Raw genomic sequence first — 12,114 nt, forward strand, 5'->3', positions numbered from 1 at the left:
TTCTCTCTTTATTGTTTTTCTTTAACCCCACAATTGGCTTTTTCTATCCCCTTCATCCCGCTCATTTCTCTCAAATTTTCGGGGGGTAGCTCTTCATTATCCTCTTCTAAATCGTAAAAACTATTAAAAACGCAATCATGGATAGTGAAATAAATTCTTCCATTGCTGTAATGATAACTCAAATTCAATCCCATAGCCTCTAAAGCGTTTTTAATGATATACATGCCTAACCCAAAGCCATGGGCTTGGCTGGGGTTAGAATATTTAAAGTAGGGTTGCAAATATTTTTCAAAATCTTCTTTTAAAGGTTTGCTTTTATTGGACACCACTAAATTCTTGCCTATGAAATCCAAAAACACCTGTTTGTCATCGCTGTATTTGATCGCATTATCTACCATGTTTTTTAACGCTATAGCAAACAATTCAAAATCCGCTTCAATAATGTAATTTAAAGAGGATACATGGATAGGGCTTTTTTTATTCTCATCAATCAAAAGCATTTTTTCAATCTTGTCTATCAGATCGCTCATTAAAAATTTTTCTTTATTGCTCCCGTAATTTTTGGAAGCGAGCTGCTCAATGCGGGCAAATTGCTCAATCAACATGTTCAAGTGATCAAATATAGATGAAAAGCGTTTGTAAGACAGCTCTTCTTTGAGCATGGAGCTTAGTATCTTGCCCTTAGTGATAGGGGTGCGTAATTCATGCATGATAGAGCGCAAAAATAAAATCCGAGATTCATTCATCGCATTGATTTTTTGGATGCAATTGTCAAATTCGTTAGCCAGATCCCCTATTTCATCTTTTTGCTTGCTTTTACAGCTCACGCTTTTATCCCCTTGAGCGAAGCGTTTCACTTGAAATCTTAACTCTCTTAAGGGCAATAAACTCTGCAAAACAAATAAAAAAAGGAATAAAATCAATAATAAACCCACCGTAATAGCTAAGAAATAGTTCCTATAAGAAACCGAATGCAAATCTTTATAAAGCACAAAATGCTCATCCTTTTTTAAAAGGATAAAAACCATATCGCTGAATTTAAACACTTCAGCATACCCAATATTCCTGTGGTGCAACTGGTGGCGTCTTTTGGCTAAAACCTTTTCTAAATTTTCTATTGTGGTTTCTCTAAAACCAATTTTATAGAGGTAATCTTCTATGGCTCTATAATCAGAGTAGTTGTTTAAAATTTCATTGATGGTGGTAACAAACTGATAATGGCGCATTTCGTTTTGATAGTTTTCGTGACTGATTTGAGAATACATGAAATAGTAAGCGAACGCTCCAAAACTAAAGAGCGTTATCATAAACAAAGCGACAACTTTAAAAAAGATAGAGAAACGCAAAACCCCTTAACTCCTTATTAGAATATCAGTATTTTAATTTATAACCAATCCCTCTAACAGAGATGATATATTGCGGTTGTTTAGGATTTTTTTCAATCTTAGATCGCAAACGGCCAATGATCACATCAATGCTTTTATTAGAGCTTTCAGGGTTGATGCTCTCGCTCTCAATCGCAATGCTTTCACGGCTAAACACATAACCTTTTTTGCTAATGAGAAGCGAAAGGATTTCATATTCAGCCCTAGTTAAGTCTAGCTTTTTTTCATGCATATACACTTCTCGGCTATCCTTATCTACCCTAAAGATATTCGCATCGCCTGGCTCACTCACTTCTTCTTTTTTATGAGAACGCCTGAGCAAGGATTGGATACGAGCTAACAATTCCTTAGGATCATAGGGTTTAGGGAGGTAGTCATCAGCCCCATAATCCAGTGCTTTAATCTTATCTTCCACATCGCTTCTTGCTGAAGAAATAATAATAGGGATATGTTTTTGTTTGGAAATGCGCCTACACACTTCAAGCCCGTCTAAATTAGGCAAAGTCAAATCCAACAACAACAAATCATAATTTTGTGTGTTAGCCGCACTAATGCCGGTATATGGCTCATCGTAATTGGTTACATGAATGCCATGTTGGAGCAAAAACTCGCTCAAAAACTCGGCTAATTCTATATCATCTTCTATCATTAAAACTTCTATCATACTTCAATTAACTCCTTCAATGATTTCTGCAACTTTAAAAACGATTAACTCTGTTAATGTTTTAAGGGCTTGATTTTAGCATTTTATTACTAAAGATACCTTAAAGATGTCTTAAAAATAAAAATTCAAAACATTATCATAGTTATTAATGGGAATTTAAGGCTTTGTTTTCATGGAATATTGAAAATTAAAAAGCGCTTTGAGTGTTTTTTACCCTCAAAAGAGCCTGCGTAAGCAAGCGACAATTTCTTATTTTAAGGGGTTAAAAGGGGGAGAATGATTTCAAAATACCCCTATTCCCTTAAGGAAATGGGTTTAAAATAAAGTAACTAAAACCCCATTTTTTAAAATTAAAATAAAATTTCAGCGTCAGTATTTAATTAAAACAAAACTTTATTTTTGCATGCTACTTTGTGTTTTCTCGCTCCAAAGATTCCAATCGTTTTTCAAGCACGCTCAATTGGTATTGCAAGAAACGCGCCACTAAATCCAATCGCTCTAGGGCTTCCTTTTCTTCTAAAGCCTGCATGCCTTTCAATAACACTAAAGTTCTTTCCAGTAAGTTTTTTAAAAAAACCCTCTCGCTTGAAATTGGCGCTTGCGTGGGGGTTTTTGGCGTGATTTCTTCTATAGTGATTCCTTTTGCTTCTTCTTCTTTTTCTTCTGTATTTTCTTCTGCGATTTTTTCTTGGGTTTCTATTTTAGCAGCGTTTTTTGGCCCTAAAGGGGTGTTTTGCAAATAGGGAGGCGTTTTGAAAAAAGAGGGCGTTTTTTGCGCCACATCAAAGCCATTGTCAATCGTTTTAGCCATTTTTTCAATTTCATTAAGGGTTTCTGAAATAATGTTTTTCAATTCCATTCTACCAGCCATTGTTCTAAATTTTCAACGCTCAAAAAATCCCCTTTGATAAAATTCAAATAGTGCCGCTCTAGTATTGCGTCGTGCTTGAAAAGAGTGCCATTTTTTTGGATTTTTTCCAAACGTTTTATTTGTTTTAACGCCTCTGCATGGTCAGGGGTTTTGTTTAAAATATTAGTATAAATTTGCAACGCTTCTTCAAAAAACCCTTGTTCTTCGTAAATATGAGCGAGCGTGATGGTTTCTAAGGGCATGCGTTTCTCTTAATTATTTTTAATACCTAATCTCTAAACGCCATTTTTAGACTCTACTTGAGTGCGTAAAAAACTAAAAGCCGGTAAGGGTGCGGGCAGCCGCACCAAATTCACGTTCCCGCTATGGATAGTTTCTAATTCGGTGTTATTTTCTAAAAGGATTTTATACAGCACTAAATAAGAGCGTTTGTCAAAAGTATAAATCTTGCCAATTTCATTGACTATGGGCGTGATAGCGGCATTTTTGGGGGCGATGATTTCATAAGCTATGTTAGTGGTGGTGGTGAATTTGCATGCAAAAAAACGCCCGTCTTCTGTTATTTCACCATTGACTTGAAAATCCCCTTCGCTAATGGCTGTTTGGTGGTTTTGAGTATCCAATCTTTCAAAAGGCCTTCGCATCAAATAGCCGTCCGTAAAACCCCTATTTTTAAGCGTGTTCAATTCGCTAGCATAAAAACTCGGCTTTAAGGTGTTATGGTAAAAATCATCAACCGCTAAACGATAGATGCGCGTGGTTTGCGCGGCATAATAACTGGACTTGGTGCGCCCTTCAATCTTGAGTGCACTAATGGCGTTTGAACTTAAAATTTCAGCGATATGGCCAGAAAGGTTCAAATCTTTAGCGTTAAAAATATGCGTGCCTACGCCCTCTTCTTCAACCAACCTCATCATCACGCCATTATCAGGGTTTTTCACATAATATTCATAATCAAACCGGCAATCGTTCGCGCAACTCCCTCTATTAGGCACGCGCCCCTTTTGTAAAGCCGAAATCAAGCAACGCCCTGAAAAGGCAAAGCACATGCTCCCATGCACAAAGATTTCTAATTCCAAATCGGGTAAGGCTTTTTTAATTTCAATCGCATCATTCAGGCTCAATTCCCTAGCGCACACAATGCGTTTAACCCCTAAATCATAAAACACTTGCGCATCTAGCAAATTTAAGACATTCGCTTGCGTGGATAAATGGACAGGGATATGCGGGGCGATTTTTGAAGCGAGTTTCACCACCCCAGGCGCAGCGATAATAAAAGCGTCTGGCTCTAATTCTGCCATTTTATTAATATGTTCTTCTAAAAGTTTGAGCTGTGAATTGAAAGGGAAACCATTGATCGTGGCATAGACTTTTTTATTTAGCGCATGGGCGTAGTCAATCCCTTCTTTAAAGGTTTTTAGAGTGAATTCCTTGCCTGCACGATTGCGTAAAGAAAAATGGCTCACCCCCCCATAAACTGCATCAGCCCCATAGTTGAGAGCGATTTTAAGTTTTTTTAAATTACCAGCTGGAGAGAGTAATTCAACTTGGTTCAAAACTACTTGGCTCCAAAAGAAGCGATCAAGGCTTCAATATCATCAGCGCTGGCTAAATCTTTATCGTCATCGCCGGTGATAAAAGTCGCTGAACTCACGCGCTTAGAATCATCAATTTTGCCTTCAAAAAGCGAATTCATGTATTGGCTGAGCGCTCGCATGACATTGACCACTCGTTCAATTTTTTGGCGGTGGATGTCTTGAAACTGCATAATATCCATCGCTTGCATGGAGCTATCAGAGCAATTAGCGGCTTCTTCTTCAATGCTTTTAAGGGCGTTTAGGATTTCTTGTTGCTCATTGAGCGCGGTTTTAAAAGATTCAACATGGGGGAAATGGCCATGCAAATTGTCAAAAATTTCTTGGTGTTTTTGTAAAGGTTCTTGGATTTTTTTAACCATTTTAGAGATTTTTTCAGCACTAGCTCCGATCAAATCCAATTGATCAAAAATTTGCGTGGCTTTCACTTCAGAATCTCTTGTAACATCATCTAATTGATGCACGACTTTATGCTCTTCAGTGGGGGGAGGGGGAGGCCATTCATTGGGGCTAATTTTGCCGTATTTTTCAGCGTCTTCTTTTTTGACGGTCATTTTTTCATTATAACTGGAATTTTCTTTACCCTCTTTAGGCTCTTCATTAGTTTCTTCTTTAGCCTCTAAGGCTTCCAAATTTTCTAAATCGCCACCATTCATCAAAGCGTCTAATTCTTCTTGTGTCATTGTTGTTCCTTGCCAATTGGTTTTAAAAAGCGTTTTTAACCATAATTCCTAGCTGTCATTTTAGCGCACTTAAGCTTTAGCAATCAAAACGCCCTCTAAAATCGCATCAATATCGCCGTCTAGTATCGCTTCCACATTGCTATAAGCGGTGTTGGAGCGTGCGTCTTTGACTTGCTGGTAGGGGGCTAGGACATAACTTCTTATTTGATGCCCCCAGCCGATCTCGCTTTTTTCTTCATTTTTGGCACTGCTTTGCTGCTTTTCTAATTCCAATTCATAAAGTTTGGATTTAAGCATTTTTAACGCGCTCGCTTTGTTTTTATGCTGGCTCCTGTCGTTTTGGCATTGCACCACAATACCGGTAGGGAAATGCGTGATCCTGACCGCGCTTTCTGTTTTATTGACATGCTGACCGCCTGCCCCACTGGCTCTGTAATAATCATAACGGACATCTTTTTCATCAATTTCTATATCAATATCATCGTCTAATTCAGGGCTAATTTGCACGCTCGCAAAACTCGTGTGCCGTTTGGCGTTCGCATCAAAGGGCGAAATCCTTACAAGCCTATGCACCCCGTTTTCATTTTTCAAATAGCCATAAGCGTTTTCGCCCTTAATGATAAAGGCGGCCCCTTTAATGCCCGCTTCTTCGCCATCTTGATAGTCTAAAATCTCGCTTTTAAAGCCTCTTCTTTCCGCCCATCTCAAATACATGCGATACAAAATACTCGCCCAATCCTGGCTTTCAGTCCCTCCAGCTCCAGGCTGAATGGTGATAATAGCGTTTGAGGCATCATTCTCACCGCTTAACATGATTTCAATTTCCACTTTTTGCACGCTGTGTTCTAAAGTAGGAGCCTCTTCATAGAGTAAGGATAAAGTAACCTCATCGTTATCGTTTTGAGCGAGTTCAAACAATTCCACGCTTTCATCTAAAGAATTTTTCGTTTTTTGATAGGTTTCTAGCAAGCGGTTTAGGCGCACTTTTTCTTTATTGGTGTCTCTAGCCTTTAAGACATCTTGCCAAAAATTAGGATCTTCTTGCTCTTTTTCAATGCGTTCTAATTCTTGCTTGATCTTTTCAGGCTTGATGATTAAAGCGATATTATCGCATTTGTTTTGCAAGCTTTTTAACAATTCGCTATAGGTGTAGTTATCCACAAACAGAACCTTTATGAGTGGGGTTTTGAACTTGTCATTATAGCATTGTTGAAAGCCATTTTAATTTTCAAACCTTAAAATTTCAATTTCGCCCTGAACCAATCCCACTCCTTCATCAATTAAAGCGATAGAATCCACTCGCGCAAGGGCTTGAATCGCTCCTGATTCATAGCGGTTGTTATTATAAGGAATGAATTGGTGGTTTGAATAGTTGCCCAAAATTAAATGCGCGCGTTTGTCTTTAAGCTTTAAGGGGGCATTGATTTGAGCCTTAAAGGGTTTTGGTTTAAAATCTTTATTTAAAGATAAGCGCTCTAGTAAGGGTAGAATCAAAACCCGTAAAACCAATAAGCAACTTAAAGGATTACCCGGCAAACCTATAATAATACTTTGATCGAGTTGGGCTAAAGTTACCGGTTTTCCCGGTTTGAGATTGACTTTTTCATAATAAAAAAGGGCGTTTTTTTCTTTCAAGGCGTCTTTAAAAAAGTCTTTATCCCCCACGCTCACCCCCGCACTTGAAAGGATGACATCATAGTCTTGCAATTCAAATATTTTAAGCTGTAAATTTTTATCATCTTTTAAAACCCCTAGAAAATGCGTGTTGTAGTTTTTAAGCATGTTAAAAACACCCACTGAATTCACATCATAAACCTGGCATTCTAGGGCGTTCTGCCCTAAAGGCACTAATTCATCGCCGCTGCTAAAGAGAGCGATTTTTAATTTCCTAAACGCTTTGATTTCTTTTAACCCTTGAGAGGCAATGAGCGCGATATGTCCGTAATTCAAACGGGTATTTTTAGGGACTAACACGCTGTTTAAAGAAGCGTTTTCGCCCTTTTGACGGATATTGGCGTTTATTTTAAAATCTTTGGGAGCTAGGGCGGAATTTTTATGGCTTTCTAGCATGCACTCTATAGGGACAATCGTTTCTATTCCTTTTGGTACCATCGCTCCAGTCATGATTTTAACGCATTCATTTTCTCTAACTTCTAAAGCGCTCACATCATCTCCGGCAAAAATGTGTTGGATGACTTGAGTTTTTTGGCCTAAATCTTACATTTTAAACCCATAGCCATCCATTGCGCTTTGATTGAATTTAGGCAAGGCGTGAATGCAAACAATATCTTCTGCCAGAATGCGCCCTATGCTTTCAAACAAAGAGACAACCTCTATTTCTAAGGGTTTTAAGGGAATGCTAGAATGGATTTTTAGAGCTTCTTTAAAACTAATCATGTTTATCCTTTAAAAGATTTTGCTAATGGCGCTAAAGGCCAGGCTGATTTCTTCTTTAAAACGCCCCATGATAGCCGAAGCGATTAAAATAATGCCCACAAACCCGATCGCAATTTTAACCGGAAACCCGATAGCGAGCAGGTTGAATTGAGGGTGGGTTTTCATGATCATGCCAAAAATAATATCGCTCAATAACACCAAGCATAAAATAGGGAACGCCATAGAAAACCCTATGACAAACAAATGCGAAAAGGCTTTGACAATGTTTTTAGCTAACGCTGGCTCAAAGACAAATTGCCCTAAAGGGACGGCTTTTAAGCTGTGATCCACAAACAAAATGATTTGATGGTGGAATGATAAATCCAATAAAATTAAAATCGCTAACAATAAAAGGGCTTGCCCCACAATGGGTTTTTGCGATCCTGAAATGGGATCATACGCACTCGCCATCGTAAGCCCCATAGAAAAGCTGATGCTATCGGTGGCAAACACTAAGCTTGCAAAGACGATTTGTAAAAAGACAGACGCGCACACCCCTAAAAACAATTCGCATAAGCATGCGATGATAAAACCCTCTGGCGTGTAAGCAGCGTTTGAAAATTCTAAAGTGGGGTAAAAAATCACGCTCACATACAAGCTCAAAGCCCCACGCACCGACAAAGGCACTAAATGGTTTTCAAAAAAAGGGAAAAAAGATAACACCCCACTAACCCTTAAAAACAACAAGAAAAAATCCCTAACATGGGGGGTGCTAAGCTCTTGAATAAAATCTAGCATTCTTTTTCTTTAAGGATAAAAAAGTAGTGCGCTAGCATGAGGGTTTGCAATAAGGTGGCAAAAAAATTAAAAAAAGGGATTAAGGAAAAAAGATAGCAAAAAAACGAAAAACGATAATGCTTCAATCGGTGTTGTTTGAGTAGGTTTTGATAGCTTTGATGATTAAAAATCATGCTAGCTATATCCAAACTCATGGTGTTTTTGAAAAAAAGGAAATGCGGAATTATAGAAAAAAAGACCCCAAAGACCCCTATAAAGGGAATGAAATAAAAGGGTGTTAAAAGCGCTAAGAATACAAGCATAAAAAGGAGCGCTTTTAAAAAATATTTAATAGAAAAAAGAATAGAGCCAAATTCTTCTAAAACGACATGGGGATAATATTTTTGGTGCAAATAAGAGACCACTAAAGGGGTGTAAAAAATGGACGCAAAAATATTGATGACTAAACTCAAAAGAATCACAATCCAAAAAATAAAAAAATACACTAACGCCTTAAAAACCCATGCGAACACACCAGCAAAAAAGCCTTGAGAATGAGAGTAATCGCTTAAAGATTGCGGTAATAAAGTTTGGCAATAACCCACAATACTCCCGCCATTGTAATAAAAGATAGCTCCAAAAAACGCCAAACTCAAAAGGATAGGGCCAAGATTGATTAAAATCATTCTAGCGCTTAAAAAATCATTAAAGCTTTTTTTAAGGATAGATAAAGACAAAACCATAGCCTGAAATCCTTCTCACTTTGATAGGGTAATTTAAGCGCAAAGTCCCTTAATCTTATATACTTATATAGTAAGCTTATCAATATGAGATTGATTAAAGGAGTGTAGAAGTTACTTAATATGGAATAACATGCAATGCTAAAAAACCAAATACATAGAATAGTAACCCTGGTAACCAAGGAAAGAGAATACATACAACAATAATTACGAATATTATATTCATCATTGCATCGAGGATTGTCTTTTCCTTTCCAAAAAAGAATAAAACAACACCTCCAAAAAAGGATAAAACAACAAAACAAAAGATAATAAATATTGTAACACCTGCGGAAGAAAACATTTTTACCCGCTTTGAATGGAATGAATAACTTTAAGCATTTCTTACCCCTCAATGTGAGTTTTCTACAATCATGATAGCTGATTTTGTTTTAAATTTGCTATAATGTAGATTTAATGATGAAAATTAGTTTAGAGTGGAGAACACACAATGAAAAAAAATATCTTAAATTTAGCGTTAGTTGGCGCGTTGAGCGCGTCGTTTTTGATGGCTAAGCCGGCTCATAATGCGAATAACTCTACGCATAACACGAAAGAAACGACTGATGCTTCAGCAGGCGTGTTAGCGACAGTGGATGGCAGACCCATCACCAAAAGCGATTTTGACATGATTAAGCAACGAAACCCCAATTTTGATTTTGACAAGCTTAAAGAGAAAGAAAAAGAAGCCTTGATTGAGCAAGCTATCCGCACCGCACTTGTAGAAAATGAGGCTAAGGCAGAAAAGCTTAATCAGACTCCAGAATTTAAAGCGATGATGGAAGCGGTTAAAAAACAGGCTTTAGTGGAATTTTGGGCTAAAAAACAGGCTGAAGAAGTGAAAAAAATCCAAATCCCAGAAAAAGAAATGCAGGATTTTTACAACGCTAATAAAGATCAGCTTTTTGTCAAGCAAGAAGCCCATGCTAGGCATATTTTAGTGAAAACCGAAGATGAAGCTAAACGGATTATTTCTGAGATTGACAAACAGCCAAAGACTAAAAAAGAAGCCAAATTCATTGAGTTAGCCAATCGGGATACGATTGATCCTAACAGCAAGAACGCGCAAAATGGCGGTGATTTGGGGAAATTCCAAAAAAACCAAATGGCTCCGGATTTTTCTAAAGCCGCTTTCGCTTTAACTCCTGGGAATTACACTAAAACCCCTGTTAAAACAGAGTTTGGTTATCATATTATCTATTTGATTTCTAAAGATAGCCCTGTAACTTATACTTATGAGCAAGCTAAACCCACCATTAAGGGGATGTTACAAGAAAAGCTTTTCCAAGAACGCATGAATCAACGAATCGAGGAATTAAGGAAGCACGCTAAAATTGTTATCAACAAGTAATTGATGAGGTGTTATCATGTTAGTTAAAGGCAATGAAATCTTATTGAAAGCCCATAAAGAAGGTTATGGGGTAGGGGCGTTTAATTTCGTGAATTTTGAAATGCTAAACGCTATTTTTGAAGCAGGAAACGAGGAAAATTCCCCGCTTTTCATTCAAGCGAGTGAAGGAGCGATCAAATACATGGGGATTGATATGGCGGTAGGCATGGTGAAAATCATGTGCGAACGCTACCCGCACATTCCTGTAGCCTTACACCTAGATCATGGCACGACTTTTGAAAGCTGCGAAAAAGCCGTGAAAGCGGGTTTCACTTCTGTGATGATTGATGCGTCTCACCATGCTTTTGAAGAAAATTTGGAATTGACTTCTAAAGTGGTTAAAATGGCGCATAACGCTGGAGTGAGCGTGGAAGCGGAGTTGGGGCGTTTAATGGGGATTGAAGACAATATTTCGGTGGATGAAAAAGATGCTGTGTTGGTGAATCCTAAAGAAGCGGAGCGGTTTGTCAAAGAATCTCAAGTGGATTACTTAGCCCCAGCCATTGGCACAAGCCATGGAGCGTTTAAGTTTAAGGGCGAGCCCAAATTGGATTTTGAACGCTTGCAAGAAGTCAAAAGGCTCACTAATATCCCTTTAGTCTTGCATGGAGCGAGCGCGATACCAGATAATGTGAGGAAATCTTATTTGGACGCTGGAGGCGATTTGAAAGGCTCTAAGGGTGTGCCTTTTGAATTTTTGCAAGAATCCGTAAAAGGGGGGATCAATAAGGTCAATACTGACACGGATTTAAGGATCGCTTTCATCGCAGAAGTGCGCAAGGTGGCTAATGAAGATAAGAGCCAATTTGATTTGAGGAAGTTTTTTTCTCCGGCCCAATTAGCGCTTAAAAATGTGGTCAAAGAGCGCATGAAACTTTTGGGTAGTGCTAATAAAATTTAATCAACAAGGAAAAGAGTGTAACATGGCAATTGGGATGAGTGAGCTCAAAAAGGGCTTGAAAATTGAATTGGGTGGTGTGCCTTATAGGATCGTAGAATACCAACATGTCAAGCCCGGCAAGGGTGCGGCTTTTGTACGCGCGAAAATCAAGTCGTTTTTAGATGGTAAGGTGATTGAAAAGACTTTCCATGCGGGGGATAAGTGCGAAGAGCCTAATTTGGTTGAAAAAACGATGCAATACCTTTATCATGATGGCGACACATACCAATTCATGGACATAGAGAGCTATGAGCAAATCGCTTTAAACGACTCTCAAGTGGGTGAGGCTTCTAAATGGATGCTAGACGGCATGCAAGTGCAGGTTTTATTGCATAATGACAAGGCGATTTCAGTGGATGTGCCGCAAGTTGTGGCTCTAAAGATTGTAGAAACAGCCCCTAATTTTAAGGGCGATACTTCAAGTGCGAGCAAAAAACCAGCGACTTTAGAAACCGGTGCGGTCGTGCAAGTGCCTTTCCATGTTTTAGAAGGTGAGGTGATTAAAGTCAATACGGAAACAGAAGAGTATCTTGAAAAGGTGAAATGAGATTATCTTTTTATTGATCTAGTGCTTTAGACACAGCTTTTTTGTCATAAGGGGTATTATCAGCCCCCTTATTTGAGCTTTGTTTAAAGTGCATGTGGAATCTGTGG

General features: G+C 38.3%; 13 protein-coding genes and 1 pseudogene. 3 read left to right on the forward strand and 11 right to left on the reverse strand.

Annotated features, from left to right (window positions below; all coding sequences use genetic code 11):
* Window positions 1–8: 8 nt before the first annotated feature.
* From arsS to FIM66_RS02860, 11 genes and pseudogenes are all read right to left on the reverse strand, one after another.
* The gene (gene arsS, locus FIM66_RS02810) at window positions 9–1,346 is read right to left on the reverse strand and encodes an acid-sensing histidine kinase ArsS (RefSeq protein ID WP_238700915.1); all 1,338 of its coding nucleotides are present in this window, start codon (window positions 1,344–1,346) and stop codon (window positions 9–11) included.
* 25 nt (window positions 1,347–1,371) lie between these two features.
* Entirely contained in the window at window positions 1,372–2,049 is a 678-nt protein-coding gene (arsR, locus tag FIM66_RS02815) for an acid response regulator transcription factor ArsR (protein ID WP_140599932.1), read from the reverse strand.
* Between the two features lie 406 nt (window positions 2,050–2,455).
* Entirely contained in the window at window positions 2,456–2,908 is a 453-nt protein-coding gene (locus FIM66_RS02820; protein ID WP_033599132.1) for a CiaD-like domain-containing protein, read from the reverse strand.
* The gene (locus FIM66_RS02825) at window positions 2,899–3,162 is read right to left on the reverse strand and encodes a hypothetical protein (protein ID WP_140547996.1); all 264 of its coding nucleotides are present in this window, start codon (window positions 3,160–3,162) and stop codon (window positions 2,899–2,901) included. The genes FIM66_RS02820 and FIM66_RS02825 overlap by 10 nt, the downstream gene beginning before the upstream one ends.
* A gap of 33 nt (window positions 3,163–3,195) precedes the next feature.
* Entirely contained in the window at window positions 3,196–4,476 is a 1,281-nt protein-coding gene (locus FIM66_RS02830) for a peptidase U32 family protein (protein WP_140547995.1), read from the reverse strand.
* Between the two features lie 2 nt (window positions 4,477–4,478).
* A complete protein-coding gene (gene cheZ, locus FIM66_RS02835) occupies window positions 4,479–5,198 on the reverse strand; it encodes a protein phosphatase CheZ (protein ID WP_140491374.1) in 720 nt (239 codons plus the stop codon).
* A gap of 69 nt (window positions 5,199–5,267) precedes the next feature.
* Entirely contained in the window at window positions 5,268–6,359 is a 1,092-nt protein-coding gene (prfB, locus tag FIM66_RS02840; RefSeq protein WP_140498711.1) for a peptide chain release factor 2, read from the reverse strand.
* Window positions 6,360–6,419: 60 nt separating this feature from the next.
* A pseudogene (locus tag FIM66_RS02845) lies at window positions 6,420–7,595 on the reverse strand (molybdopterin molybdotransferase MoeA).
* 9 nt (window positions 7,596–7,604) lie between these two features.
* Window positions 7,605–8,372 carry a flagellar biosynthetic protein FliR gene (gene fliR, locus FIM66_RS02850; RefSeq protein ID WP_140547994.1) on the reverse strand — a complete coding sequence of 256 codons (768 nt, stop codon included), beginning with the start codon at window positions 8,370–8,372 and terminating at the stop codon, window positions 7,605–7,607.
* Entirely contained in the window at window positions 8,366–9,094 is a 729-nt protein-coding gene (locus FIM66_RS02855) for an EI24 domain-containing protein (RefSeq protein ID WP_140489745.1), read from the reverse strand. The genes fliR and FIM66_RS02855 overlap by 7 nt, the downstream gene beginning before the upstream one ends.
* A gap of 115 nt (window positions 9,095–9,209) precedes the next feature.
* Window positions 9,210–9,410: a hypothetical protein gene (locus FIM66_RS02860; protein ID WP_423752422.1), complete on the reverse strand. Its 201-nt coding sequence runs from the start codon at window positions 9,408–9,410 to the stop codon at window positions 9,210–9,212.
* Between the two features lie 171 nt (window positions 9,411–9,581).
* Between FIM66_RS02860 and cbf2 the strand changes: the two genes are divergently transcribed.
* From cbf2 to efp, 3 genes are read left to right on the forward strand one after another with little or no spacing between them, the layout of a single operon-like run.
* Window positions 9,582–10,481: a peptidylprolyl isomerase CBF2 gene (gene cbf2, locus FIM66_RS02865; RefSeq protein WP_000739445.1), complete on the forward strand. Its 900-nt coding sequence runs from the start codon at window positions 9,582–9,584 to the stop codon at window positions 10,479–10,481.
* Between the two features lie 16 nt (window positions 10,482–10,497).
* Window positions 10,498–11,421 carry a class II fructose-bisphosphate aldolase gene (locus tag FIM66_RS02870; protein WP_033756133.1) on the forward strand — a complete coding sequence of 308 codons (924 nt, stop codon included), beginning with the start codon at window positions 10,498–10,500 and terminating at the stop codon, window positions 11,419–11,421.
* 22 nt (window positions 11,422–11,443) lie between these two features.
* Complete coding sequence (gene efp / locus FIM66_RS02875) at window positions 11,444–12,007, forward strand: elongation factor P (RefSeq protein ID WP_000974267.1); 564 nt, start codon at window positions 11,444–11,446, stop codon at window positions 12,005–12,007.
* Window positions 12,008–12,114: the final 107 nt, after the last annotated feature.

Source organism: Helicobacter pylori, from assembly GCF_006439795.1.
GTDB classification, from domain to species: Bacteria; Campylobacterota; Campylobacteria; order Campylobacterales; family Helicobacteraceae; genus Helicobacter; species Helicobacter pylori_CR.

Coding starts and splice junctions, on each gene's coding strand:
- arsR (WP_140599932.1), bottom strand. CDS start 2,049: ATGATAGAAGTTTTAATGATAGAAGATGATATAGAATTAGCCGAGTTT.
- FIM66_RS02820 (WP_033599132.1), bottom strand. CDS start 2,908: ATGGAATTGAAAAACATTATTTCAGAAACCCTTAATGAAATTGAAAAA.
- FIM66_RS02825 (WP_140547996.1), bottom strand. CDS start 3,162: ATGCCCTTAGAAACCATCACGCTCGCTCATATTTACGAAGAACAAGGG.
- cheZ (WP_140491374.1), bottom strand. CDS start 5,198: ATGACACAAGAAGAATTAGACGCTTTGATGAATGGTGGCGATTTAGAA.
- fliR (WP_140547994.1), bottom strand. CDS start 8,372: ATGCTAGATTTTATTCAAGAGCTTAGCACCCCCCATGTTAGGGATTTT.
- FIM66_RS02855 (WP_140489745.1), bottom strand. CDS start 9,094: ATGGTTTTGTCTTTATCTATCCTTAAAAAAAGCTTTAATGATTTTTTA.
- cbf2 (WP_000739445.1), top strand. CDS start 9,582: ATGAAAAAAAATATCTTAAATTTAGCGTTAGTTGGCGCGTTGAGCGCG.
- FIM66_RS02870 (WP_033756133.1), top strand. CDS start 10,498: ATGTTAGTTAAAGGCAATGAAATCTTATTGAAAGCCCATAAAGAAGGT.
- efp (WP_000974267.1), top strand. CDS start 11,444: ATGGCAATTGGGATGAGTGAGCTCAAAAAGGGCTTGAAAATTGAATTG.